The organism is Methyloversatilis sp., from assembly GCF_030698125.1.
Taxonomy (GTDB): Bacteria; Pseudomonadota; Gammaproteobacteria; order Burkholderiales; family Rhodocyclaceae; genus Methyloversatilis.
In genome coordinates, this window is sequence record NZ_JAUYNV010000022.1 from 1 (window position 1) to 24,287 (window position 24,287).

The 24,287-nt window shown below is 66.1% G+C and carries 21 protein-coding genes; 15 read left to right on the forward strand and 6 right to left on the reverse strand.

Annotation, left to right across the window (positions count from 1 at the left end; all coding sequences use genetic code 11):
* Positions 1-352: 352 nt before the first annotated feature.
* The 6 genes from Q8Q80_RS09060 (at position 353) to Q8Q80_RS09085 (ending at position 5,234) form a co-directional block, all read left to right on the forward strand.
* Complete coding sequence (locus tag Q8Q80_RS09060) at positions 353-493, forward strand: hypothetical protein (protein WP_305632603.1); 141 nt, start codon at positions 353-355, stop codon at positions 491-493.
* Positions 494-724: 231 nt separating this feature from the next.
* Positions 725-1,165: a universal stress protein gene (locus Q8Q80_RS09065; RefSeq protein ID WP_305632604.1), complete on the forward strand. Its 441-nt coding sequence runs from the start codon at positions 725-727 to the stop codon at positions 1,163-1,165.
* A gap of 13 nt (positions 1,166-1,178) precedes the next feature.
* Positions 1,179-3,977, forward strand: a complete 2,799-nt coding sequence (locus tag Q8Q80_RS09070) for an HAD-IC family P-type ATPase (RefSeq protein WP_305632605.1) — start codon at positions 1,179-1,181, stop codon at positions 3,975-3,977.
* A 193-nt stretch (positions 3,978-4,170) separates the two neighbouring features.
* Positions 4,171-4,413, forward strand: coding sequence for a hypothetical protein (locus Q8Q80_RS09075; protein WP_305632606.1), 243 nt, complete (start codon positions 4,171-4,173; stop codon positions 4,411-4,413).
* A 346-nt stretch (positions 4,414-4,759) separates the two neighbouring features.
* Positions 4,760-4,951 (forward strand): YjfB family protein, encoded by a 192-nt coding sequence (locus Q8Q80_RS09080; RefSeq protein WP_305632607.1) that lies wholly within the window; start codon positions 4,760-4,762, stop codon positions 4,949-4,951.
* Between the two features lie 124 nt (positions 4,952-5,075).
* Positions 5,076-5,234, forward strand: coding sequence for a hypothetical protein (locus tag Q8Q80_RS09085; protein ID WP_305632608.1), 159 nt, complete (start codon positions 5,076-5,078; stop codon positions 5,232-5,234).
* Between the two features lie 145 nt (positions 5,235-5,379).
* Here the strand turns inward: Q8Q80_RS09085 and trxC are convergent, their stop codons facing one another.
* Together trxC and Q8Q80_RS09095 are read right to left on the reverse strand one after the other, a co-directional pair.
* A complete protein-coding gene (gene trxC, locus Q8Q80_RS09090; RefSeq protein ID WP_305632609.1) occupies positions 5,380-5,799 on the reverse strand; it encodes a thioredoxin TrxC in 420 nt (139 codons plus the stop codon).
* Positions 5,800-5,950: 151 nt separating this feature from the next.
* Positions 5,951-8,626 (reverse strand): autotransporter domain-containing protein, encoded by a 2,676-nt coding sequence (locus tag Q8Q80_RS09095; protein WP_305632610.1) that lies wholly within the window; start codon positions 8,624-8,626, stop codon positions 5,951-5,953.
* Positions 8,627-9,054: 428 nt separating this feature from the next.
* On the opposite strand from Q8Q80_RS09095, the gene Q8Q80_RS09100 reads away from it, so the two are divergent.
* From Q8Q80_RS09100 to asd, 4 genes are all read left to right on the forward strand, one after another.
* Complete coding sequence (locus Q8Q80_RS09100; RefSeq protein ID WP_305632611.1) at positions 9,055-10,101, forward strand: PHB depolymerase family esterase; 1,047 nt, start codon at positions 9,055-9,057, stop codon at positions 10,099-10,101.
* A gap of 151 nt (positions 10,102-10,252) precedes the next feature.
* Positions 10,253-11,422 (forward strand): glycosyl hydrolase, encoded by a 1,170-nt coding sequence (locus Q8Q80_RS09105; protein WP_305632612.1) that lies wholly within the window; start codon positions 10,253-10,255, stop codon positions 11,420-11,422.
* Between the two features lie 22 nt (positions 11,423-11,444).
* Complete coding sequence (locus tag Q8Q80_RS09110; RefSeq protein ID WP_305632613.1) at positions 11,445-11,702, forward strand: MoaD/ThiS family protein; 258 nt, start codon at positions 11,445-11,447, stop codon at positions 11,700-11,702.
* Between the two features lie 295 nt (positions 11,703-11,997).
* On the forward strand, positions 11,998-12,873 hold the full coding sequence (asd, locus tag Q8Q80_RS09115) for an archaetidylserine decarboxylase (protein WP_305632614.1): 876 nt from the start codon (positions 11,998-12,000) through the stop codon (positions 12,871-12,873).
* 36 nt (positions 12,874-12,909) lie between these two features.
* Here asd and Q8Q80_RS09120 read toward each other — a convergent pair whose 3' ends face one another.
* Together Q8Q80_RS09120 and Q8Q80_RS09125 are read right to left on the reverse strand one after the other, a co-directional pair.
* Entirely contained in the window at positions 12,910-14,454 is a 1,545-nt protein-coding gene (locus Q8Q80_RS09120) for a sorbosone dehydrogenase family protein (protein WP_305632615.1), read from the reverse strand.
* Positions 14,455-14,486: 32 nt separating this feature from the next.
* On the reverse strand, positions 14,487-15,236 hold the full coding sequence (locus Q8Q80_RS09125; RefSeq protein ID WP_305632616.1) for a PEP-CTERM sorting domain-containing protein: 750 nt from the start codon (positions 15,234-15,236) through the stop codon (positions 14,487-14,489).
* A gap of 513 nt (positions 15,237-15,749) precedes the next feature.
* Between Q8Q80_RS09125 and Q8Q80_RS09130 the strand changes: the two genes are divergently transcribed.
* The gene (locus Q8Q80_RS09130; RefSeq protein WP_305632617.1) at positions 15,750-15,950 is read left to right on the forward strand and encodes a hypothetical protein; all 201 of its coding nucleotides are present in this window, start codon (positions 15,750-15,752) and stop codon (positions 15,948-15,950) included.
* Positions 15,951-16,716: 766 nt separating this feature from the next.
* On the opposite strand, the gene Q8Q80_RS09135 is transcribed toward Q8Q80_RS09130, so the two are convergent.
* Complete coding sequence (locus Q8Q80_RS09135) at positions 16,717-17,919, reverse strand: hypothetical protein (RefSeq protein WP_305632618.1); 1,203 nt, start codon at positions 17,917-17,919, stop codon at positions 16,717-16,719.
* Between the two features lie 333 nt (positions 17,920-18,252).
* On the opposite strand from Q8Q80_RS09135, the gene Q8Q80_RS09140 reads away from it, so the two are divergent.
* The 4 genes from Q8Q80_RS09140 to pbpG all read left to right on the forward strand — a co-directional run bounded on the left by Q8Q80_RS09140 (position 18,253) and on the right by pbpG (position 23,785).
* Complete coding sequence (locus tag Q8Q80_RS09140; RefSeq protein WP_305632619.1) at positions 18,253-18,981, forward strand: transglycosylase SLT domain-containing protein; 729 nt, start codon at positions 18,253-18,255, stop codon at positions 18,979-18,981.
* Positions 18,982-19,161: 180 nt separating this feature from the next.
* The gene (locus tag Q8Q80_RS09145) at positions 19,162-21,435 is read left to right on the forward strand and encodes an NADP-dependent malic enzyme (protein WP_305632620.1); all 2,274 of its coding nucleotides are present in this window, start codon (positions 19,162-19,164) and stop codon (positions 21,433-21,435) included.
* 97 nt (positions 21,436-21,532) lie between these two features.
* Positions 21,533-22,660 carry a patatin-like phospholipase family protein gene (locus Q8Q80_RS09150; RefSeq protein ID WP_305632623.1) on the forward strand — a complete coding sequence of 376 codons (1,128 nt, stop codon included), beginning with the start codon at positions 21,533-21,535 and terminating at the stop codon, positions 22,658-22,660.
* A gap of 123 nt (positions 22,661-22,783) precedes the next feature.
* Positions 22,784-23,785 carry a D-alanyl-D-alanine endopeptidase gene (gene pbpG, locus Q8Q80_RS09155; RefSeq protein ID WP_305632621.1) on the forward strand — a complete coding sequence of 334 codons (1,002 nt, stop codon included), beginning with the start codon at positions 22,784-22,786 and terminating at the stop codon, positions 23,783-23,785.
* 4 nt (positions 23,786-23,789) lie between these two features.
* Here the strand turns inward: pbpG and Q8Q80_RS09160 are convergent.
* Positions 23,790-24,287: IclR family transcriptional regulator (locus Q8Q80_RS09160; RefSeq protein ID WP_305632622.1), on the reverse strand; the 498-nt coding region annotated here is incomplete at its 5' end.

The window sequence follows — 24,287 nt, forward strand, 5'->3', positions numbered from 1 at the left end:
CGATGCCCAACACCGCACCCCACCAATCGTCGCGCCGCCGCGTCGACCCCGCAGGTTGGGGTGAGCGCAGCGATGCCCAACACCGCCCCCCACCAATCATCGCGCCGCCGCGTCGACCCTGTAGGTTGGGGTGAGCGCAGCGATGCCCAACACCGCACCCCACCAATCATCGCGCCGCCGCGTCGACCCCGTAGGTTGGGCTGAGCGCAGCGATGCCCAACACCGCACCCCACCAATCGTCGCGCCGCCGCGTCGACCCCGCAGGTTGGGGTGAGCGCAGCGATGCCCAACACCGCCCCCCACCAATCGTCGCGCCGCCGCGTCGACCCCGTAGGTTGGGCTGAGCGCAGCGATGCCCAACGTCCGCCGCGCCCTGCCAATCTTCCTGCCATCGGCTCGACTCTTCAATCCAGAAAGCGCTGCAGCAATTCGTTCAAAAATCGCCTTCCGTGCAGCGTGGATGTCACGCGGCATCGACGACGACCATCGGTGAGGCACTGGGCTTTTCCGAGCCCACCAATTCCTCAAGTTCTTCATGCGTGTCATGGGCATGACACCGGATGCCTTCCGGAAAACCTGACGCCCGGCTGCCTGATGTCCGGCTGCGCCGCTACATCGGCAGACCACCATTGCCCTTGAAGGCATAATCGAACGCTGGAATCGACCAACGTGCGCGTCGGCGACGGGTGAGCGGAGGTTCGATTCGGTCATGGAGTGCATCGATATGAAAATACTTGTCGCGGTCGACGGTTCGCCATCGGCGCTGTGCGCGGCGCGTTACGGGCTGGAATTCGTGCGGGACGGTTTGCGTGTCGAGTTCGTGCTGGCGACCGTGCAGGAGCCGACTTACCTGTACGAAATGCTCGCGCCCGATGCCGAAGTGCTGGAACGCGTCAGCGGGGCGGTGGGTTCGCGTGCGCTGGCGCAAGCGGAAGCGCTGTTCGAAGCGGCCGGCGTGCCCTTCGAGCGGGAAATCGGTTCGGGTGAGCCGGCCGCCAAGCTGGTCGAGCTTGCACAGCGACATGAATGCACCGGCATTTTCATGGGGGCCCGCGGCATGGGGGCACTTCGCGGGTTGTTGTTGGGTTCCGTGTCGCAGGCGGTGCTCCAGCAAGCCGCCGTACCGGTCACCATCGTGAAGTGCGAATCCGGGGTGGAACCGTGACGGTGCGATATCGATGACATCCGATGAAAGCGCCCGGCCGGGCATGACGGCCGGTGATCTTCCGCTGTCGTGGCACGCAGTAGCAGTTGCAGAGGTCTTCGGTACGCTGAACAGCTCGGAGGCGGGCTTGTCATCGGACGAAGCGAAATCCAGGCTGAGCGCGAACGGCCCGAACCTGATCGAACGTGGACCGCGCCGCAACGCGCTGAAGATTCTGCTGCGCCAACTGCTCGACCCGCTGGTCTACGTATTGATTGCGGCGGGTCTGATTGCGGTGTTGATGGGCAAGGTCACCGATGGGCTGGTCGTGCTGGCCGTGGTGGTGATCAACACGCTGGTTGGTTTCGTGCAGGAGATGCGCGCGAGCAAGGCCATCGAGTCGCTGAGCCGGATGATGCCGCAGCAGGCAACTGTCGCTCGGGACGGCGACGCCACTGCGGTGCCCGCGCATGAAATCGTGACGGGTGACGTGCTGCTGCTGCAGCCGGGCGATCAGGTTTCGGCCGACGTGCGGCTGTTCGAGGTGAGCGGGCTGCAGGTGGAAGAAGCGATGCTCACCGGCGAGTCGGTTCCGGCCGGCAAGCACGAGGCGCCGGTCGAAGCCGATGCCGTGCTGGGTGATCGGCGCTCGATGGCATTCGGTGGCACGTTGGTCGTCGCCGGCACGGCGAAGGGTGTCGTGACGGGCACCGGCGCCGGCACCGAACTCGGCCGCATTTCGCAACTGCTGAGCGAAACGTCCGGGCTGGAGACGCCGCTGACGCGACGGCTGGGCCGACTTGCCCGCGCCATCACGATCGGCATCGTCATCGTCGCGGCGCTGATCTTCGTCATCGGCCTGCTGCGCGAGTATCCGATGCTCGACAGCGCGCTGGCGGCGATTACGCTGGCGGTCGCGTCGATCCCCGAAGGTCTGCCGGCGGTGATCACGATCGCTTCATCGATCGGGGTCCGTCGCATGGCGCGCCGTCAGGCCATCATCCGGCACCTGCCGGCGGTGGAGACGCTGGGCAGTACGACTGTCATCTGCACCGACAAGACCGGAACGCTCACGCGCAACGAAATGACTGTCGAAGCGCTGCGCACGCAGGCCGGCGCGCTGGAGCTCACCGGAACCGGCTATGCGCCGGAAGGCGAGTTGTGCGCCGACGGCGGGCTGACGCCCCGGGCGTCAGCCGCGGCGACCGAACTGCTGCGCACGGCAGTGCTGTGCAACGATGCCACGCTGGAAAACGATGAAGGCCGCTGGAAAATCGTCGGCGACCCCACCGAAGGCGCGCTCATCGTTGCCGCGCGCAAGGCGCAGCTCGACGAGGACACGCTGCGCGCGGCGCACCCGCGGCTGGACGAGATTCCATTCGACTCGGAGCGGCAGTACATGGTGACCTTGCATGCCACGCCGGAGGGCGGGCAGCTGGTCTGCGTGAAAGGGGCGCCGGAGGTGGTGGCCAGGTTGTGTTCGACGACCGACGGTCAGTCGCCGCAGCTCGACCTTGCGCAGGAGGCTGTGCATGCGCTCGCCGAACGGGGGATGCGCGTGCTGGGTGTTGCGAGCGGGCTGGCCGCGGACATGACCCGTCTCGAAGGCGCCGCATGGCGACACGAACTGCGCTTTCTTGGGCTGGTGGGCATGGTCGATCCACCGCGCGATGAGGCGATCGACGCCGTCCGCGCATGCCAGCGTGCCGGCGTCGTCGTGAAAATGGTGACTGGCGATCATCCTGCCACCGCGCGGGCGATCGGGACCTTGTTCGGTCTGTTCGACGACGAAGGGGGCGGCGCGCAGGTCGTTACCGGGCGCCAGATCGAGACGACGTCGGATGACGATCTGATCGCGCTGGCACGCGATGCGCATGTCTTTGCACGGGTGGCACCCGAACACAAGCTGCGTCTCGTCAAGGCACTGCAGGCGGATGGCCAGGTGGTGGCGATGACCGGTGACGGGGTCAATGACGCCCCGGCGCTGAAACGGGCTGAAATCGGAGTCGCCATGGGCGTCAGCGGCACGGCGGTGGCCCGGGAGGCGGCCGACATGGTGCTCGCCGACGACAACTTCGCGTCGATCAGTGCCGCGGTCGAAGAAGGCCGCCGCGTCTACGACAACCTGCTGAAGTCGCTGGCCTTCATCCTGCCGACCAGCCTCGGCCAGGCCATGATCATCCTCGTTGCCGTGCTGTTCTTCCCCATCGTCGACGGGCGTCTGTTGATGCCGATCGAGCCGGTGCAGATCCTTTGGGTAAACCTCGTCGTGGCGATTGCGCTTGCACTGCCGCTGGCGTTCGAGGCGCGGGAACCCGGCTTGATGGAGCGGCCGCCGCGCTCGCCGGACGAACCGCTGCTCGGGCCCTTGCTGATCTTCCGTACCTTTCTGGTCGGTTCGTTGATGACGGCCGGCGCGGTGGGGCTCTTCCTTTACGAATATCACGCCGACCTGAGTGCCGGCATTTCGCCCGAACTCGCCCGCAGCGAATCGCAGACTGTCGCCGTCACGACGATCATTCTCTTCCAGTGTGCGTATCTGCTGAACTGCCGGTCGCTGACCGAGGGCGCGCTGCGCATCGGCTTGTTCAGCAACCCCTATGTCTATCTCGGTATCGCCGCCACGCTCGTGCTGCAGCTGTGCTTCGTCTACGCGCCACCGCTGAACACCTTGTTCCACACCCATCCGCTCGATGTCTCGGACTGGATCTCCCCGACGCTGGTTGCGCTGGCCGGGCTACCGTTGCTCGCTCTGGAAAAGCGCTTCTGGCGCTGGCGCAAGGCCGGACGTGAGGCCGCGCAAGTGTCTGCCGGCCGGGCAGCACCGCCATGAAAACATGCCCGGCTGCGTGACGAGGACGGGCGCATGTTTTTCGGGCGACCCGCGAACGCACCCGTCAAACACGGCAACGCGCAGTGCTCTGACACGCTGCCGCTTGCTGCGCCGCGTGTGTTGTCCGGCTGGCGGTAAGCCCGATTCAGTGGGTCGTCTGCGTTGCGGCCGAAGGGTACGCAGCGAACTGCGCATGGCTGCCCGGCTTCGCATCGGCGAAGGACTCACGCGCCTGGCACCCGGCATGTGCGCCGGATTCCCGGCCGCCAGCGGCAACGCCCACTGCCTGATCAACGACACAGCCGCGGCGGTCGTCTATCTGGAAATCGTCGACCGAAGCAGCGGTGACAAAGCAAGCTACCCGGACGATGACCTGCGGGCCGACCTGATCGACGGCCGGTGGGCATTCAGCCGCAAGGACGGCAGCCGGTACTGAGGCGGCGATCAGCCCGAGCTGAGCTGTCTCGAGTACGGCGCGTGGCACGCGAACTTCCGCCATGCGGCCTGAGCCTTGGCCTGTGTTGGGCATCGCTGCGCTCACCCCAACCTACGAATGAAGCGAGGTGGCAAACCCGGCCCCGGCACGCAGGTTGGGGTGAGCGCAGCGATGCCCAACATCCCACCCCGAGAATCATCGCTTCGTCGCATCAAACACGTAGGTTGGGGTGAGCGCAGCGATGCCCAACGTTTCCCCCAACCATCGGCAAGTGATCCTCAAGGTCGTGAGCCCGGCGGTCGTTAGCCCTGACTTCACGCCGTGTTCCGGCGCAAGGAGTTCATCGATGGACGTATCCGCCATTGCCAGTACCGCCACCGCACTGTCGCAGGCGAGGGTGGCCGATGCCGCTGGCACGCTGGTGCTGAAGAAGGCGCTGGACATCCAGGCCGCCAGTGCGCTGCAACTGCTGCAGGCCCTCCCCACACCTGCGCCGGCCAGACCGTCCGGCACTCACCTGATCGACACTTACGCCTGAGCATTGCCTCCGCTGCGCCCGCTGGCGCCGGTCCGGCCGAGCCCTGCGCCGGGCAAGGGTCGCCCGGGCCGCGGACAGCTCGACCTTCGCTACGCTGCGCATCGATCGTCGCGAACGGGTGTGGGTGAGCGGCAAGCGGGTGAAGGCGAAGCGCTGCGATGACGCGCTGGCGTTCGGCGACGGCCCCGTCCTGTTCACCATCCAGGGCGATCGCCGCCTCACCGGCGAAGACACGTGGGCCGATTTCGACGCGGGCACGAAGGGTGTGATCGTCGCCGAGTGAACGTGCGACGTGTCGCGCGGTCATTTCGTGCGGTCATTTCCGGGGCTCACCCGGCTGTCGGAAAACTCTACTTGGACGGGTTAAGGAACCGTGACCCGGTCTGCCGACGCACGAACGACGTGCTTCGGTGCTCGGCGCTGTTGCATCAGGCCACTGATCGAATCCATCGCACCAGATCCGCGGCGCTCATCGCACCGGATCTGCGCGCGACCTCCTGACCGCCACGCAACAGCACCAGCGTGGGAATGCTGCGGATCTGGAACTGCGCGGCCGTGTTTCGCGCCACCTCGGTATCGACCTTGGCAAAGCGCACGCGCGGCAGTTGCGCGGCGGCCGCGGCGTACTGCGGTGCCATGACCTTGCACGGGCCGCACCAGTCGGCCCAGAAGTCCACCAGCACCGGCAATTCGGTCGTCTGCACGTAGCGGGCGAATGTCTGGTCGTTCAGCGCGAACGGTTCGGCCGCCAGCAGCGGCTGCTTGCAGCGCGCGCACACCGGTTGGTCGTCGACGCGCTCGTCGGCGACGCGGTTGGTCGTGCTGCAGTGCGGACACACGATGAGCATGGTTCGATTCCTTCAAGGGCAGCGGGCGCAGGCGCCGGAGGGCATATCCGTTCCGGCCCGGACGGGTTGGCCGGGGCGCCCCATGCTGCGATAGATGAGGCGGAATCGAGCGAAAACAACCGCTGCCTGCGCGCCGCAGGCGGCGTGTGCGTCAGAAGCGGACGATCACGTCCAGATTGACATTGCCCAGCGCCGCACCCTGGCGGACTTCGCCGGCCAGGCCCAGTTGCACGACGGTATCGGCGGAGACCCGGGCGGTGGCGGAGACACCGGCCTGCACGAAGGTCGCCCCGACACCGGGCGTACGCAAGGTCATCGCGATGCCCGCCAGCGTGGTGTTCAGGCGCGGCTGCAGCAGGTCCGACGAGTCGGCCCCGACGCCCAGGTGGGCGCGGTAGCTGAAGCGCTGTGCGGCCGGGTCGGCGGTGGCGAAGGTCGGCGCGGAGGCAAGCGTCACCCCCAGCATCGCGCGCAGGCCGTCGTCGCTGAAGCGGCGCACGCCCAGCGCGGCGGCGCTGTCGCCCTCGTTGAACGCGGACTGCCGAACGTGCTGCCAGGTCAGGCGGGCGTACGGTGTGATGCGACCGGTCGCGACGTCGTGCGCACGGCCGATACCCAGGCTGACCAGCGCATCGCGGCCGTGGATGTCGTGCACGTCGAGCGCCGTGGCGCCGCCGAGCGGATCGTTGCGCGAGTTGTCGGTCGAATTCAGGCCGAAGCTGGCCATGCCGTCGAGCATCCAGTCGCTGACCGGACGCTGTCCATACACGAAGAGCGTGCCCTGCTGAACCGTTCCGGACCCGGAGCGGGCGGACACCCGGGTGGTCGACAGCGCGAAGCCGGTGCCCAGCGTGCGGCCGTCGGCGGTGTGCGTGTCGGCCCCGAAAGCCAGCTGATACAGGTGGCTGGAAAAGCCGCCGGCGGTGTCGTCGCCGGATCGGTCGCCGCGCTGGTAGGCCATTTCGCCCCACGCCTTGCTGCGCACCCCGGTGGCGCTGCCCAGTTGCGCCATCACCGCCTGCTGCAGGCGCAGCGTGGTCTGTGGAACGACCGCCAGACTGGCGCCGTGTATTTCGCCGGCCAGCGCACGCGCGAACGACGGCAGCGCGGCGGCCCCCTGCGTCGCGGCCGCCTGCAGCACGGTGGTTTGCGCCGCACCCGCCGTGCCGGCCAGATTCAGTTCGACCAGCCGGTCGAGCGCGTCGGCCGCCGACCGGGCATTCGCGTTGCCGTCAGCCAGTGCGGTGCGGTAGGACAAGGGGATCACCAGCAGGTCGATGCTCCGGCTGCCGGCCATGTCGTAGAAGGCGGCGAACTGCGTGCCGGCGGCCAGCCCGGCCGGCTGGGTCAGCGTCGTGAAGCGGCCGTTGATGCCGCCGTCGGCGGTGATGATGCGGAAGCGCTCGCCGAGCGCGGGCACATGCGGCGCGCTGCCGAACCCGGGCTCGGCCGGCGCGAACAGGTTCAGCAGTTGCGGCGTCAGCGTGGCGCCCGGCTGGATGACGAACTGCCCGCCGGTGATTTCGAGGAAGCTGTAGAAACCGGTCGATCCGGCGGGCGTGGTGCCGGCCGCCTGCACGGTGCCTGCGATGTCCTGCTGATAGGTGCTGCCGGCAGTCTGGGTGACGGTCGCGTTCACGGCGATGAAACCGGGCGAGTTGCCGGGTTTGAAGGTGCCGGCGACGGTGACCGGGCCGTCTATCGTGCCGGTGCCCATCAGCACGGCGCCCGGCGCCACAAATACCGCACCGCTGCCCAGTGCCGAATCGCCGTCGATCGCGACCGTACCCGACGCGATGGTCGTGCCGCCGGCGTAGGTGTTCAGGCCGGACAGCGTGAGTCGGCCGCTGCCGTTGACTGTCAGACCGCCGGCACCGGACAGCACGCCCGACAGTGTGGCGCTGCCGCCGCTCGGCGTGGTGAGGGTGCCGCCGCTGCCGTTCACGGTGAACGCCCGGGCGGATGCGTCGTCCGGCGCAAGCGTCAATGTGCCGCCATCGAACACCGGATTGGTCGTGACCCCGACGCTGTCGAGCGCGAAGCTGCCGCCGCTCGTGATGTCGCTGGCCGCCGGTGCGAACACCAGATCCCACACGGTGCTGCTGCCGGAGGCGAGATTCAGCGTCCAGCTCAAGCCGCCGAAGCTGCCGCTGGTCGCTCCGCCGAGGTTGCCGGCGCCAAGCCCGGTCAGCACGCCGGAATAGGTGCCGATGGCGACGGTCGACGTGTCGTGGATGCCGAATATCGTGGCGCCGGCCACGCCCGCACCGGCCAGCACGCCATAGGTGCCGGGACCGTTGATGATGATGTTGTAGCGGGTCGGCAGGTCGCCGGCGTAGGTCAGCGCGCCGCCCGCGTTGCCCGCACCCTGCAGGTTGTTGAGCGTGCCGATGCTGCCGCCCGAGGCCGTGATGTCGGCGAACGGTCCGGTCACGGTGCCGGTGTTGGTGATCGTGCCGATGGTGCCGCCGTTGTTCACGATGGCGCGCCGGACGCCGGAGGCGATGGTGCCGGTATTGATCAGCGTGTCGAGCGTGCCGTTGTTCGTGATCGCCCACTGCGCGGCGGTATAGATGCTGCCGTTGTTGGTCAGCGTGGCGGATGTGCTGGTTGACAGCACCGACACCGGGTCGCCGTTGCGTCCGCTGCCGGAATTGTTCGAAACCGTCACGCCGGAATTGATCGTCACGTTCGCGCCGGTGTTCATGCGCAGAGGCGTGGTGCTGCCACCATCGCAGCTCGCACTGACCACGATGGTCGACGTGACCGTGACGCCGCCGTTGCAGGCGGCGACGGCGCGACCCGCTGGATATGCGGTGCACAGCACGAATGCGGCGGATGCGGTCCAGCGCGCCGTCCGGGTCTTGAAACTGTGGTGATGCACTCGACACCTGACTTTCGTGAAACCCGGCGAATCGCGTCGAGCTTTGCAGCGTTGGCGGAAGGTTGGGGCGTGGGCGGCATGGCCGGAATGCCGTGATGCGCGGCCGATCATGCGCGCATCCTCGATCGCTGTCTGTGGGATGAGACGCCTGAAAGACGCGCTGTTCCGGCTGAAGCGGGGGCCGCGTCCGCCGCGTGTCGTACGGTCGGTGCCGTTTCAGGCACGTCGTGCGGCAAAGGTGTGAGCTGCTGCAATGTTCCGGTGCGGCTGCGCGCACATGCTGTACAAGCAGACGGATGGCCGTGCCTGCATATATGTATATGTGGAATGCGGCGCGACCCCATGGCAAGCAGGTACACGGACCCGAACCGATGGCCAAACGCAGCTGGACCTCGATCTTCACCAAAAGCATGACGCGCAGTCTGGCGACCTTGCAGCGCTCGGCGCTGCCGGCCACGCGGCGTGCGCTCAAGGCGGTCACGCCGACGGTCGCGCGCGTCAAGCCGGTCGCACGTGGACGCACCGGGGTCAAGGCGCCGGGCAAGGGCGCCACGGCAGCCGGGCAGTGGCTGCCGGGCGTGGCGATCGGCCCGGCCGGTGCGCGTCGCTACCGGCTGTATCGTCCGGCCGGCATCCGATCCGGCGAACGGGTGCCGCTGCTGGTCATGCTGCACGGCTGCGGACAGGACGCAAAGGGGTTCGCTGCCAGTACGCGCATGAACCGCATCGCGGCGCGCGAGGGCTTTCTGGTGCTGTATCCGGAACAGGAACGGCTGGCCAATGCGCAGGGCTGCTGGAACTGGTTCGACACCCAATCCGGCCGCGCATGGGGAGAAGTGGCGCTGATCATGGCCGCCATCGATCAGGTGTGCACGCTCCATCCGGCCGATCGCGAACGGATCGCCGTGGCCGGTCTGTCGGCCGGCGCCAGCATGGCGGCGCTGCTGGTCACGCGGCACCCGGCACGATTCAGCGCGCTGGTGATGCATTCGGGCGTGCCGCCGGGCAGCGCGCACTCGACGCTGAGCGCACTCGGCGCCATGCGCGGGCGGCGTCCGGCAGGTGCACTGCCGGCTGCGCCGATGACACCGGCGGTCGAGCTGCCACCGCTGCTGGTGATCCACGGCGGACGCGACGTGGTGGTCGCGCCGGGCAATGGCGATTCCGCCGCGCAACTGTGGGCCGAAGCGGCGGGGGCTTCTGCGGTGGCGGCGCGTACCGTGCAGCGCGGCAAGCGGCACCCGATGACAGTGACCGATTACAGGCTGCGTGGCCGCACCGTGGTCACGCAGATCGGCATCGCCGGGCTCGCGCATGCGTGGAGCGGTGGCGCTGCAAGCGAACCCTATGGCGATGCGAAGGGCCCCGATGCGTCGCGCATGGTGTGGGCGTTTGTCGCCCGGCAGTTCAAGTCCTGAGGCGGGTCGCAGCGCAACCCGGTGCCGTGCGTACTTCCCGAACGCGCCCCGTCGGGCGGATGATCCGGTCAGGCGCTGCGGTCGCTGTCGAAATCGGCAGCCGTCGTTCGTCGACCCGGCATCGGCGTCACGCCTGTACGAGGAGAGCACCATGTCATCCGAAAACACCCGCCTTCGGCCGCCCGGCCCGACGCGTCACGTCACCCTGCTGGTCGCGACCCGCAAGGGCGCGTGGTTCTATCACGGCGACCCGGCGCGCGGCAGCTGGCGCACCGACGGGCCGCACTTCCTCGGCCACGTCATCAGCCACGTGGTGCTCGATCCGCGCGACGGCCGCACGCTGCTCGCTGCCGCGAAAACCGGTCACCTGGGGCCAACGATTTTCCGCTCGACCGATTTCGGTGCCAACTGGACCGAAGCGGCAAGGCCGCCGGCGTTCGCGCGCGCCGAGAGCGGCGCCGGCCGCAGCGTAGACCACACTTTCTGGCTCGCGCCCGGTCCGGCGCTCGAACCGGACGTGTGGTACGCCGGCACCTCGCCCCAGGGGCTGTTCAGATCGGACGACGGCGGCATCAGCTGGACGCCGTTCTCCTGCATCAACGACGATCCGGACTACCTGAAATGGATGGGCACGGTACAGGATGGCACGCCCGACGGCCCCAAGCTGCACTCCATCATCGTTGACCCGCGCGACCCGTCGCATCTGTACTTCGCGATGTCCGGCGGCGGCGTGCACGAATCGCTCGATGGCGGCCGCAGCTTCGCGCCGCTGATCGACGGCCTTGACGTGGTCGAAGGTTTCGACGGGTCGCAACCCAGCTTCCACGACCCGCACTGCGTGCGGCTGTGCCCGACCAACCCGGACCGTCTGTACCAGCAGAATCACTGTGGCATCTACCGGCTCGACCGGCCAGCCACGCGCTGGCAAAAGATCGGCGACACGATGCCGTCCGAGGTCGGCGAAATCGGCTTCCCGATGGTGGTGCATCCGCGCGACGCCGACACCGCCTGGGTGTTTCCGATGGACGGCACATCGGTGTGGCCGCGCACCAGTCCGGACGGACGGCCCGCCGTGTATGTCACGCGCGACGCCGGTGCGAGCTGGCAACGCCTCGATGCCGGCCTGCCGACGGCTCAGGCGTGGTGGACGGTGAAGCGCCAGGCCATGACGGCCGACAGCCAGGACACGATCGGCCTGTATTTCGGCACCACCAGCGGCGAACTGTGGGCCAGTCCCGACGAGGGCGCGCACTGGACCTGCATTGCGCAGCACCTGCCCGACATCTATGCGGTCGAGGTGGCGGAACGGCCCGCGCCGTGATCGCTGCACGGAAAACCGTCCGATGAAGGTGCTGATCCCGAGCGCCCTGCGCGCCTACACCGAAAGCGCTCATGCCGAGGCATCCGGCGCGACGCTGGCCGACGTGCTCGACGCGCTCGATCGCCAGTACCCGGGCATCCGCTTCCGCATGATCGACGAACAGGGCCGGATACGCCGTCACATCCGCATCTTCTTCGACGGCGAACAGGTGCGCGACCTCGCGCAGCCGCTGCGCGCCGACGGCGAACTGATCATCGTGCAGGCGCTCAGCGGCGGCTGAACACGACCCGGCTGTTGCGCATCGTCTCTCTGGAGCAATGCCGCGGTGTCGCCAGTCGGCCCGGATGCACGGCAGGTGCACCCACCGGCCGTGCGAACGGCGTGCCCTCGCCGATCGCTTCCATTAATATGCGGGACCGAAAATCCGGGGCGCTTGCCGTTGGCGAGCCAGCTGCTCCGCGCCACCACCCGGGCATACGCCGCTGAACGCAAGGCGGCGGCCCGTCAGACGCTTTTGCGCATCGCATGGCGCAAAGGGCACCGGGGCGCGCGAGGCCCCCTCACGAGACTGTCCGATGCCGTCTTCTGATCTTTACGATCGACTGTTTGTCCAGCTGCAGCATGTGTTGCCCAAGCAGGCGCTGACCCGTTTTGCCGAATTCGTCGCCAATTCCCGCGCGCGGTGGACGCGCGGCATCATTCCGTGGTTCATCCGCAAGTACGGCGTGGACATGAGCGAGGCGGCCGATCCGGACCCGACGCACTACGCCTGCTTCAACGACTTCTTCACCCGGGCGCTGCGCGACGGCGTGCGTCCGCTGGCCGACGCGCCCTTCGTGAGCCCGGTCGATGGCTCGGTGATCGACTGCGTGACGCTGCGTGACGCCACCATCCTGCAGGTGAAGGGGCACGCCTATTGCGCGCAGGCGCTGGTGGGTGGCGACGCGGCGCTGGCTGCGCCCTTCGAGGGCGGTGATGCGATTTCGATCTACCTCAGCCCGAAGGACTATCACCGTATCCACATGCCGTGCGACGGACGGCTGCGGCGCATGATCCATGTGCCGGGCACGCTGTATTCGGTCAATCCTGCGACGGTGGCCGGTGTGCCCGGGCTGTTCGCGCGCAACGAGCGCGTGGTGTGCCTGTTCGATTCGGCGTTCGGCCCCTTCGTGCTGACGCTGGTCGGCGCCATGGCGGTGGGCAGCATGCAGACCGTGTGGCACGGACTTATCAACCCGCCGCGCCCGGGCACGCTGCGTGACTGGCGCTACGACGACCAGGACATCCGGCTCGCGCGCGGCGAGGAAATGGGTCGCTTCCTGCTCGGCTCCACCGTGGTGATGCTGTTCCCGAAGAACGTGCTGCGCGCACGCGCCGACTGGACGCCCGGGCGCAGCGTGCGCATGGGCGAGCCGATGGCCGAAGCCATTGACGTGGCGCAGGCGCGCTGACGACAGGCGGGCAGGGCCGCCCGTCGTCAGGTGTCATCAGGGTGCCGCGGCGCTGATGCGGTAGATGCGGCTGTCGCTCAGCGACACCACGTACAGATTGCCGTCCGGGCCCTGTTCGATGGCGGCGGTGACGCCGAAGCCGCGACCGATCACCAGCGTTTCACTTTCGGTGCCATCGAATTTCTGTGACCGGAACAGATTGTCGGCGACCTTGTCGGCCAGTCTCGGGTCGGCGCTGAGGTCCAGTGCGTCCCGTGAGGCGGTCAATCTCAGGCGGTAGAGGTTGCCGCCGGTGCCGCCGACCTGTCCGAACGAACGCGCCGAACCGAACCACAGCGTTCCGCTGTTGGCCGGGCCCAACGCGTCGGTGCTGACGAAAGCCAGACCGGACGGGCCGATTTCGTAGCGCCAGCTCAGTTCAGGATCCTTGTAGAAGGCGCCGGGCAGCATCAGCAGGCGGGACGCCGCCGCAGCGGGCGTGTAGGCCGCCCGCGTCGGCGGGTAGCGCACCTGCTGCAGCGACTGGTTGAACCGGGTCGTCTCGATGGTGCGCCAGTCGCGGATGCGGCCGATCGGGCCGGCGAACTGTACCCATCCGCCATTCATGCCGGGCGGCACGCGATTCATTTCCGAATAGGCGTCGTCGGCGTTTTCGCTCAGCCACAGCGCGCCGGAGATCGGGTCGAACGCCATGCCGAAGCCGTTGCGGTGGCCATAGGAAAAGATCTTCTGGACGTTGGCACCGACGTCGCCGCCAACGGATGCGCCGGCGGCGAAGAACGGATTGTCGGTCGGTGCCGTGCCGTCGTCGTTCAGCCGCAGCACCACGCCGGATAGGTGAGCCGTGTCGATCGACGGTCCGCCAAAGGTGTCGTCGACGAAAGGCGCACGCGTGAACGGCCCGTTGGCGAGATTCTGCGTCCAGCCGCGACGGCCCTGGTCGCCCATGAACACATAGACCTTGCCGTCCGGGCCCGTGCGGATCACACCACCGTTGTGATTGCCGTTCTCGGACGAATTGGCGCCGCCGGTCTGCCCGGGCACCAGCACGTTGTCGGTCTGGCGGGCGCGCAGGCGGATCAGGTTGCGGTCGAACGTGAGCGTACTGCCGGTCCATACGAATCGATCGACGCGATTGCCGAGCAGCGGAACATCGCTGATGGCGGTGGAATCGACGCCGGACTGGCTTTGGGTCCAGAACAGATAGACGAAGGGTGTGGCCGGGAAATCGCGGTCGAGTGCGATGCCGAGCAGGCCGCGTTCGCTGGCCGAATTCACCGCCAGGTCGAGTACCGGCGCGGGCTGGAGCACGCCATTGAGTACCCGCTTGACCTGACCGCTCGCTTTCTCGAGTAGCAGATAGTTGTCGGCATCTTCCAGAAAGGCGATGCCGGTCGGCTGTGTGATGCCGCTGCCCAGCGCGGTCGTCACCTGCAGTGCCGGATCGAGCAGCGTGACCGGCGTGGTGTCGGCGTGCACCGGCAGGGCGAGCGAACAGGCCGCGCAGGCGGCTACGATCCGGCCCGCGCGCAGCCAGGGTTGGAACGGGGACTGATGGACGGCATCAAGAATGCGGGACATCGGGACCTCCTGAAGCAGGTGGACGTGCGGGTTCAGCGGCGGCGCATCGCGCCGTACAGCGCGGCGAGCGCAGCGCCCACCAGCAGCAGCGATCCGGGCTCCGGTACGGTAGTGGTGTCGAAACGGACGTTGTCGACGCCCAGGTTCAGCGGCCCCAGATTGTCGGTTTCCGCGAAGCGCAGCCGCAGCGTCTGGCCGGCATGACTCGCCATCAGCGCCGTCAGGTCTGTCGTGATGGTCGTGTAGCCATCCGGCGGCACGTCGCCGGGCAGAGTGATGAACAGGTTGGCAAGTACGTCGGACGGATCGAGGCTGAATGGATCGAGCAAGGCGCTGACCAGCAGGATGTCCACCCGGATCTGCTGGTTCTGCGTGTTTTCGCCGATGGGGTCGGTCAGATCGAACAGCAGGCTGTCCGGCGATTCGAATTCTCCCCCGCCATTCAGGATGAACAGGTCGAAATTGAGCAGGGCCACGCCGGGGCTGGCGACGAAATCCTGATACAGCAGGTGCGCGCCGGGACCGAAGGCGTCGCTCATCACAGCGTTGCTGCCTCCGGGCGGTGCCGGGACGGCGACCGGAAATGACGGATCGCTCAGCGGTGTCTGCGTGCCGGACTGCAGGAAGAAGGTGCCGTCGCCACCAGCCTGGTCGGCGATCGTCCAGCCGCTCAGCCCGGATTCGAAGCCGCCGTTGGTGAGGGTCGGGGCGGCCAGGGCGCTCGCATGAAACACCGCAAACAGCAGCCCGAGTGCGCCGCGCATGAAGGGAAGGGTGCTCATCCGGAGTGCCTCCAGTGAATGTCCCGACGCAACGGCCGGGCGCTCCGGAATCGACGCATGAATCGTTCCAGATATGGTTGCGTTGCAGCGAATTCCGAAGAATCAATGTTTTACATTTCATTCGTGTCCTCAGCGTCGGAGGCCCTGTGCGGTTGTGTAAAGCGGGTCGACATGCTTCATGGCCGAAGCGCCTGCGTGCACCCGACGAGGCGTGTGTGGCCGTGTCAAGCGACCCGGCGCATCGGCGTGGGCGGGCGCCATTCCTGCAGACGCGAACGACGAACGCAGCATTGGAAGACCCGCACGGAATGCAGCATTCTCGCGACCTCAAACATGATCCGGCGACGCTGGAGCGCATGCTGGCCGGCGGCGGCCAGGCGGCCATCAAGTTGATGCGCGAAGCTGCAACCGCCAGTCTGAAGTTCGGTGGCGAAAGGTGTTCCATCTGTTGGCTGACGATGTCGGGCCGTCTTCCGGCCTGCGACGTGCCGCCTCGGCAATCGGGTGATCTGATTGTTTGCATTGGCGATGGCGTATCCGTATCTGCCCGCCTCACACAGCGAAGCGTTCAACGGCGTGTCGATGCTGGCCGGCCTGATGCTGTCGCCCGGTGCTTCCAGCATCGTCGGTCAGGTGCGGTCGGGTTTCAGCCTGATGTACTCGCGCTCGCTGCGTCCGGGCGAACAGGTGAAGGCCTGCGACCCCGCCGCGTGACCGATGGCCATCTCGGCGCACGCCGGGGAGTGGGGCGCGCGCAGACGCCGCTGCCCTCTGCACTGCAGACCGCGCGCGGCGCAACCATCGACGCAGGAGACAGGTGCCCGCCTGGCGGGGGTAATCCGACTCGCTTCTGCGCGTCCTGTCCGCCAGCGCCGGCTACCCGGCGGTGCGCAGTGCAGGCGTGGTCTGAGTCAGGAAATCGATTTGTGCAAGACGCTGTATCTAGTCACCCGGGCGCGGCAGCACACTACAGGTACCGTTCTGCAACGCGGATCGATGGCAGCTTCGCAACACTTTCAAGGCAGCTGTAAATCGCTCGCATGACGTGCTGTGAAAAATTGCCGGTGCGCTGCGATCCTTGTCCGGCAAAGGTTTCCGGGTGCCTGCCCGGCGCGCTGTCAGCAATGCTGAACGAATACGCGTCTGAAGCGTGCGTCGAAATCCGGAAAGAAATCTGGACTTTTGTGTGGATTGTTGCTTTAAAACCTGATGGTTATGTAATACTTTCCCCCCATGAATCAGTCCCTTGTGACGAAATCTTCAAGCCTCTTGTCAGTCGCCACGCTGACCGGCGATTCGTGTCGCCTGTCAGCGTTGAAATCGTTTGCCTCTCCCGCGCGCCGCACCCGGAATGGTCGACCGCAATCGGCCATTTCATCCGCCCTCCAACCCTGTCGTCACCGTGTGCGTGTGGCTGTTCCGTACCGGGTCGACCCGTGCCGTTCCGCATGCGTCGCGCAGGTGTTGGCAGCGCGAATCATCACCGCCGCTCCGCGTGCCCGGGCGATGACCGCGGTCGATACACGCGAAGGAATTCACGGTGTGGGGCGATCCTGCCTTCATTAGTCCTTTTGTATGTCGTAAGCAGCGTCGGGCTGCATACGAAGACGAACAAGGCATCCGGACGGCATGTGTTGTCCGGGTGTTCTGCGGATCGGTGATCCGCTGGCAGGTGTGGAGCGATCCGCATCGGCCGGAAAGTGTTCCTGGCGATGCGCAGGGTGCGCACCGTCGTGAACGGACCTTCCGCCACCGGAGGGGCTGAGGTGCTGTCAATTCCCGTTATCCAGAGGAGACTAGTCATGGCTGAAGCTGACGCAAAGAAGGGGGCGAAGAAGGCGAGTGCCCCGAGTAAAGCTGCTGCGAAACCTGCAGCGAAGAAGGTCGCACCGGTGAAGGCTGCGGCCAAGCCGGCGGCAAAACCCGCAGCGAAGAAGGCTGCACCGGCAAAGGCTGCACCGGCGAAGGCTGCGGCCAAGCCGGCCGCGAAGCCCGCAGCGAAGAAGGCGGCACCGGCAAAGGCTGTCGCCAAGCCTGCAGCGAAGAAGGCTGCACCGGCGAAGGCAGCCGCCAAGCCGGCCGCGAAGAAGGCAGCACCGGCAAAGGCGGTCGCCAAGCCGGTAGCGAAGAAGGCTGCACCGGCGAAGGCTGCGGCCAAGCCGGCCGCGAAGCCCGCAGCGAAGAAGGCTGCACCGGCGAAGGCTGTGGCCAAGCCGGTAGCGAAGAAGGCTGCACCGGCGAAGGCTGCGGCAAAGCCGGCCGCGAAGCCTGCTGCGAAGAAAGCTGCACCAGCGAAGGCTGTCGCCAAGCCGGTGGCAAAGCCGGCAGCGAAGAAGGCTGCACCGGCGAAAGCTGCGGCCAAGCCTGCTGTGAAGAAAGCGGCACCGGCGAAAGCTGCGGTCAAGCCGGCAACAAAGCCTGCTGCGAAGAAGGTGGCTGCACCCGCTGCGACCAAGGTTGTTTCGAAGTCGTCCGACCCGGCACCGGCACCGGCTGCACCCGCTCCTGCCACGCCGTCGACGGCTGCCACACCCGGCATCAAGTCGTCGTTGAATCCGGCTGCTGCATGGCCATTCCCGACGGGCTCGCGTCCGTCCTGAGTGATTTCTGCTCGCGTGGAGGCCTTCGTGCCTCCACGGTTTTTTGCCCGTGTCCCGGTCGTTTTCGCCTGCACAACCGTCATGCGCCGGCGCCTGCCGTCACTTCGTTTAACGAAGCTTTACTTGACGAAACTCCGCTGAATCAGCACTATCGCGGCCGGGTTGCTTGGTCGCCCCTCCGGATGAGTGTCCATCACGACAACGTCATCCGCTGTTTCAACGTGGTCCGACAGCGCCTTGCGCTGATCAGACTGTCCAGATGTTCCGGCATATCCACATGCCGCGAATCATGCGATCGAAAAGCCCCTGTACGCGTGCCTCAATCGCGTCACGGCAACGATCCCTGACAAGGATCCCTCAGACATCCGTCGCAACCTCTCACGAGGTGGCATGCGGACGTTCGAAAGGAGTGCTGCATGAACAAGCTGTATCCGGTTTTCAAGGGCGTCTTCGCCATCGTCGTTCACTTCGCCCATGGCGGTTTGCTGGCAGTCGGCGTGATGGTCAGCGTATTCATCGGACTGCGCGTATCGGAAGCAGGGCTGACACCGCAGATCATGCCGTCGCTGCCCGAGTTTTCGCTGATCAATGCGATCGAGCCGGCGAGCGGAAATGCGCCGTCATCGCTCGACTTCATCATGACGCGTGACGACGCACCGGCGTCCGGGCAGAAGTTGTCCGCGCAGCAGAAGGCGCTGATCGATCAGGTGTCGCGCCGCCATCGCGTGGCCCGTGCCGCGGTCGAGCAATATATTCCCCATATCTATTCCGCCGCCACGCAGTACCGCATCGATCCGCTGCTGCTGGTGGCGCTGATCTCCGTCGAGTCTGCATTCAATCCCACAGCTGAGAGCGTGTGGGGTGCGCAGGGGCTGACCCAGGTCATTCCGCGCTTCCATCCGGAGAAGCTTGCGTTGCACGGCCCCGACGCAACGCTGCTCGAACCGCGCATCAGCATCCATGTCGGCGCACAGGTGCTGCGCGAGTACATCCGTTCCGCGGGGTCGGTCGAAGGTGGCCTGCAGCGCTATGTCGGATCGGTCGAGGATCCGGATCTGGTGTATTCGAACAAGGTACTGAACGAGTACCGCCGCCTGCAGGGTCTGTTCGCGCCGCCGATGCAGACGGCACAGGCCGCCATCTGAGGCGTGCACCTGCCCGGGCGCACGCCCGATGTTCGATAAGCGGCCGACAACGGTAAACCACAGCCCGCGCCGCGCGCCGAACAGCTAAAATCCGGGGTTTTCGCACTGCACCATGCTCACTCACCAGGTGAGTCGTGGCCGCCGTGTCGTATCACTCGATCGGAGGGTTAGCTGTTCATCATGGACGAACATATTCGCGCTGCCGCGCTGGACTACCACCGCAAGCCCGGTCCGGGCAAGATTTCCGTCGTACCGACCAAGGCGCTCACCAACCAGCAAGACCTTTCGCTTGCCTATTCGCCGGGCGTTGCCGCCGCGTGCGAGGAGATCGTCGCCAATCCGCTTGAAGTGAGTTCGCTCACGGCGCGCGGCAACCTGATCGGCGTCATCACCAACGGCACGGCGGTTCTGGGTCTCGGCCCGATCGGTCCGCTCGCCGCCAAGCCGGTGATGGAAGGCAAGGCGGTGCTGTTCAAGAAGTTTGCCAACATCGATGTGTTCGACATCGAGCTCGACGAGCGCGACCCGGACAAGCTGGTCGACATCATCGCCAGCATGGAACCGACCTTCGGCGGCATCAATCTCGAAGACATCAAGGCGCCGGAGTGCTTCTACATCGAGCGCAAGCTGCGCGAGCGGATGAAGATTCCGGTCTTCCACGACGACCAGCACGGCACGGCCATCGTCGTTGGCGCCGCGGTGCTCAACGGCCTGAAGGCGGTCGGCAAGGACATCCGCGAGGTCAAGCTGGTGACCTCCGGAGCCGGCGCGGCCGCACTGGCCTGCCTCGACCTGCTGGTGCTGCTCGGCATGCCGGTCGAGAACATCTGGGTGACCGACATCAAGGGCGTGGTGTACGAAGGTCGCAAGGAAGACATGGAGCCGCTGAAGGCGCGCTATGCCAAGGTGACCGACGCGCGCACGCTGGGCGACGTGATCGGCGACGCCGACGTGTTCCTGGGCCTGTCGGCCGGCGGCGTGCTGAAGGCCGACATGGTGATGCGCATGGGACCGCGCCCGCTGATTTTCGCACTGGCCAATCCGACGCCGGAAATCCTGCCGGAAGAAGTGAAGTCGGTACGCAGTGATGCGGTGATCGCGACCGGACGTTCGGACTACCCGAACCAGGTCAACAACGTGCTGTGCTTCCCCTTCATCTTCCGCGGTGCGCTCGATGTCGGCGCGACCACGATCACAGAAGAAATGAAGCTGGCCGCGGTGCTGGCCATCGCCGAACTGGCGCAGGTCGAGCAGAGCGAAATCGTGCGTGCCGCCTACGGCGAACAGCCGCTGTCGTTCGGGCCGGAATATCTGATTCCGAAGCCGTTCGACCCGCGCCTCATCGTGAAGATCGCGCCGGCCGTGGCGCAGGCCGCGATGGATTCCGGCGTGGCGACGCGCCCGATCGAAGACTTCGAAGCCTATCGCCAGCAGCTGAACAATCTGGTGTGGATCTCCGGCCTCGTCATGAAGCCGGTGTTTGCCGAAGCCAAGCGCAACCCGAAACGCATCATCTACGCCGAAGGCGAGGACGAACGCGTGCTGAGCGCGGTGCGCAACGTGGTCGACGAAGGCATGGCGCGACCGATCCTGATCGGCCGCCGCGATGTCGTACTGTCGCGCATCCAGAAACTGGGCCTGCGGCTGCGGCCGGAAGTCGATTTCGAACTGGTCACGCCGGACAACGACCCGCGCTACAAGGAGCTGTGGACGCTCTATCACAGCCTGACCGAACGCAAGGGCATCTCGGTCGATTACGCCAAGCTCGAAGCACGCCGCCGCACCACGCTGATCGGCGCGCTGCTGACCCGGCTGGGCTACGCCGACGGCCTGATCTGCGGCACCTTCGGCCACTTCACGCGCCATCTGCAGTTCGTGCGCAACGTGCTGGGTCTGAAGGACGGTCTGAGCAGCTTCTACACGATGAATCTGCTGAACCTGCCGGGCCGAACCGTCATGCTGTGCGACACCTATGTCAATTACGATCCATCCGCCGCGCAGGTGGTCGAGATGACCGTGCTGGCCGCCGAAGAAGCACGTCGCTTCGGCATCGAGCCGAAGATCGCGTTGCTGTCGCATTCCAACTTCGGTTCCGACAACACGCCGACCGCCGACAAGATGCGCCGCGCGCTGGAAATACTGCACGCCGACCACCCGCACCTTGAAGTCGAAGGCGAAATGCATGGCGACGCGGCACTCGACATCGACATCCGCACCCGCATCTTCCCCAACTCCAGATTGCGGGACGAAGCAAATCTGCTTATCTTCCCGACGCTGGACGCGGCGAACATTTCGTACAACCTGCTGAAAACCGCGGCGGGCGAGGGCATGACGATCGGCCCGATACTGCTCGGTGCCAAGCGTCCGGTGCACATCCTCACGCCGACCGCCACCGTGCGGCGCATCGTGAACATGACAGCATTGACCGTGGTCGAGGCGGGGCAGATTCGCTGAGGACCCGCGCAGTGCGCTGATACCCGCGTGCCGCGTCAAACCGGCATGCGTGGTCAAAAGGGGAGGCGTGGTGCAGCAAGCGAGGACGGCGCTGGTGTTGTCCGGAGGTGGCGCGCGCGCCGCCTATCAGGTTGGTGTACTGTCGGCGGTGCGCGACCTGCTGCCGGATACGCGCATCAATCCCTTTCCCATCCTGTGCGGCACGTCGGCCGGCGCCATCAATGCGGTGTCGCTGGGTGTCTACAGCGAGGACTTCGGCGACGCGGTCGATAACCTGCTGTACATCTGGCGCAACTTCCATGCCGGGCAGGTCTATCGCGCCGACAATCTCGGTCTGGCGCGCACCGGGATGCGCTGGCTGATGGCCCTGATGTTTGGCTGGGCGGTCGACCGCTACCCGAAGTCGCTGCTCGACAACACGCCGCTGCGGGAACTGCTGACCGAACGACTCGATTTCAGCCGCATCCAGCGGGCCATCGACCGGGGTGCCCTGTACGCGCTGTCGGTCACTGCTTCGGGCTACACCTCGGGCGACAGCGTGGCCTTTTTCGAAGGCGGCGAGGACATCGAGCCCTGGAAGCGCATGCAGCGCGCCGCCTCGCGCACGCCGCTCAAGGTCGAGCACCTGCTGGCATCCAGCGCCTTGCCGTTCATCTTTCCCGCCACCAAGATCAATCGCGAATACTTCGGTGACGGCTCGATGCGCCAGCTCGCACCGATCAGTCCGGCAGTGCATCTGGGCGCAGAACGCATTTTCATCATCGGCGTCAGCCGCATGAACGAGAAGGACCAGCGTCGGCGCGGCGACATCTACCCCTCGCTGGCCCAGGTGGCGGGCCATGCGCTGGCCAGCATTTTCCTGGATCAGCTGATGATCGATATCGAACAGCTGCAGCGCGTGAATGACATTCTCGGTCGCGTACCGGACCGTGTGATGGCCGAGATGGGCTTGCCGCTGCGACCGATCGAAACCCTGGTGATTGCCCCGTCGGAGCGGCTGGACGATATCGCGGCGCGTCACGTCGATGCGCTGCCGTTCGGCATCCGCACGCTGCTGGGCGGCATCGGTGGCACCAAGCGAGCCGGTGGCGGCCTGGCCAGCTATCTGTTGTTCGAAAAACCCTATACCCGGGCGCTGATCGACCTCGGCTATCGCGATACGATGGCGCGCGCAGCCGATGTGGTGAGCTTCCTCGGCCTCAAGCCGGCGCCGATCACGCCGTGAATACTTTCGTCACAATCGCGAAACTGCCATAAGAATGCTTTCCATGGCCTTATTTTCGTTTGAAAAATCGCCTTCGACGGGTAGACTCTTTACTCAATCGAATCGCCACCAGGGGTCCCGCGCATGCTTCTGAAATACCTGATGGTCAGCTGTACCGCAGTCGTGCTGGGTCTGGGCGTCGCGCCCCCCTCCGAAGCCGCCGGCAACACCTCCGCCGCACAGTCTTCCTCGAAGAAAAAGGTCGCCAAGGCCACCCAATCGAAACGCATCAAGCAGGCCAGCATCAAGAAAGCCTCCCGCAAGTCGGTCGCCGCTGCACCGCGCGCACCCCACGAGCCCGATTTCGACGCGCTCGGCCTGCCGAACGTCAAGTCCGCGTCCGTACTGGTGCAGGACCAGATATCAGGTGAAGTGCTGTTCGAACGCAATTCGGACGCCGTGGTGCCGATCGCCTCGATCACCAAGCTGATGACCGGGCTGATCGTCGTCGAAGCGGGCCTCGACATGAACGAGATGCTGACCGTCACCGATGACGACGTCGATTACGTCAAGCATAGCAGCTCGCGCCTGAAGGTCGGCGCCAGCCTGACGCGCGCCCAGATGCTGCATATCGCCCTGATGAGTTCGGAGAACCGCGCCGCGTCGGCGCTGGGCCGCCACTTCCCGGGCGGGCTGACCTCCTTTGTCGAGGCGATGAATGCCAAGGCGCTGCAACTGGGCATGACCGACACCCGCTACGTCGATTCGAGCGGCCTGTCGAGCCAGAACGTATCGACCGCGCGCGACCTGGCCAAATTGGTCATGGTGGCGCACCAGCAACCGCTGCTGCGCCAATACTCGACCGATCCGAAATCGGTGGTGTCGACCACCAACGGCCGCCCGATGCACTTCTCCAACACCAATCATTTTGTGGCGAACCCGGCCTGGGATATCGGCCTGCAAAAGACCGGCTTCATCAACGAGGCGGGGCGTTGCCTGGTGATGCAGGCGATGATCCAGGGGCGCGCCGTCATCATGGTGTTCCTCGATGCCAAAGGCAAGAACGGCCGCACCTCGGACGTGGGCCGCATGCGCAAATGGATCGAATCGATCCAGCCAGCGATGGCGACCACGTCGACGATGTAATGGTTTAAGGCTGGGTAAACCCCAAGGTCGCCGAAATTTGGTTGGCCGTCACCACCAGGTCTTCCAGCCATTCCTCCTGCAGCCGGTCGGCCGGCGCAGAAATCGACAGCCCCGCCACCAGCTTGCCCGAGTCGTCGCGGATGCCGGCGGCCATGCAGCGCACGCCCAGCTCGAGCTCCTCATTGTCGCGCGCATAGCCGCGCGCGCGCACCAGCGACAGCTCGCGTTCGAGCTTGGCCAGGTCGGTGATCGAATTCTTGGTGTGCCCGGCCAGCCCGGTGCGGGTGGCATAGGCGCGGATCGCCTTCGGCTCGTCGACCGACAGGAACAGCTTGCCGGTCGAGGTCAGGTGCAGCGGGCCGCGCCCGCCGATGGCGCGCACCACCTGCATGCCCGAGCGCTCGGAGAACGCGCGGTCGATATAGACGATCTCGTCGCCCTGGCGCACCGACAGGTTGATGGTCTGCTGGGTCTTTTTGTGCAGCGCACGCATAAAGTCCAG

Bases quoted from the DNA above. Each gene is read 5' to 3' on its own strand.
- Q8Q80_RS09140 (WP_305632619.1), top strand. From the start codon at position 18,253: ATGAACAAGCTGTATCCGGTTTTCAAGGGCGTCTTCGCCATCGTCGTT.
- Q8Q80_RS09080 (WP_305632607.1), top strand. From the start codon at position 4,760: ATGGACGTATCCGCCATTGCCAGTACCGCCACCGCACTGTCGCAGGCG.
- Q8Q80_RS09105 (WP_305632612.1), top strand. From the start codon at position 10,253: ATGTCATCCGAAAACACCCGCCTTCGGCCGCCCGGCCCGACGCGTCAC.
- Q8Q80_RS09135 (WP_305632618.1), bottom strand. From the start codon at position 17,919: ATGACGGTTGTGCAGGCGAAAACGACCGGGACACGGGCAAAAAACCGT.
- Q8Q80_RS09075 (WP_305632606.1), top strand. From the start codon at position 4,171: ATGGCTGCCCGGCTTCGCATCGGCGAAGGACTCACGCGCCTGGCACCC.
- Q8Q80_RS09110 (WP_305632613.1), top strand. From the start codon at position 11,445: ATGAAGGTGCTGATCCCGAGCGCCCTGCGCGCCTACACCGAAAGCGCT.
- pbpG (WP_305632621.1), top strand. From the start codon at position 22,784: ATGCTTCTGAAATACCTGATGGTCAGCTGTACCGCAGTCGTGCTGGGT.
- trxC (WP_305632609.1), bottom strand. From the start codon at position 5,799: ATGCTCATCGTGTGTCCGCACTGCAGCACGACCAACCGCGTCGCCGAC.
- Q8Q80_RS09100 (WP_305632611.1), top strand. From the start codon at position 9,055: ATGGCCAAACGCAGCTGGACCTCGATCTTCACCAAAAGCATGACGCGC.
- Q8Q80_RS09070 (WP_305632605.1), top strand. From the start codon at position 1,179: ATGACATCCGATGAAAGCGCCCGGCCGGGCATGACGGCCGGTGATCTT.
- Q8Q80_RS09060 (WP_305632603.1), top strand. From the start codon at position 353: ATGCCCAACGTCCGCCGCGCCCTGCCAATCTTCCTGCCATCGGCTCGA.
- Q8Q80_RS09120 (WP_305632615.1), bottom strand. From the start codon at position 14,454: ATGTCCCGCATTCTTGATGCCGTCCATCAGTCCCCGTTCCAACCCTGG.
- asd (WP_305632614.1), top strand. From the start codon at position 11,998: ATGCCGTCTTCTGATCTTTACGATCGACTGTTTGTCCAGCTGCAGCAT.
- Q8Q80_RS09145 (WP_305632620.1), top strand. From the start codon at position 19,162: ATGGACGAACATATTCGCGCTGCCGCGCTGGACTACCACCGCAAGCCC.
- Q8Q80_RS09065 (WP_305632604.1), top strand. From the start codon at position 725: ATGAAAATACTTGTCGCGGTCGACGGTTCGCCATCGGCGCTGTGCGCG.
- Q8Q80_RS09125 (WP_305632616.1), bottom strand. From the start codon at position 15,236: ATGAGCACCCTTCCCTTCATGCGCGGCGCACTCGGGCTGCTGTTTGCG.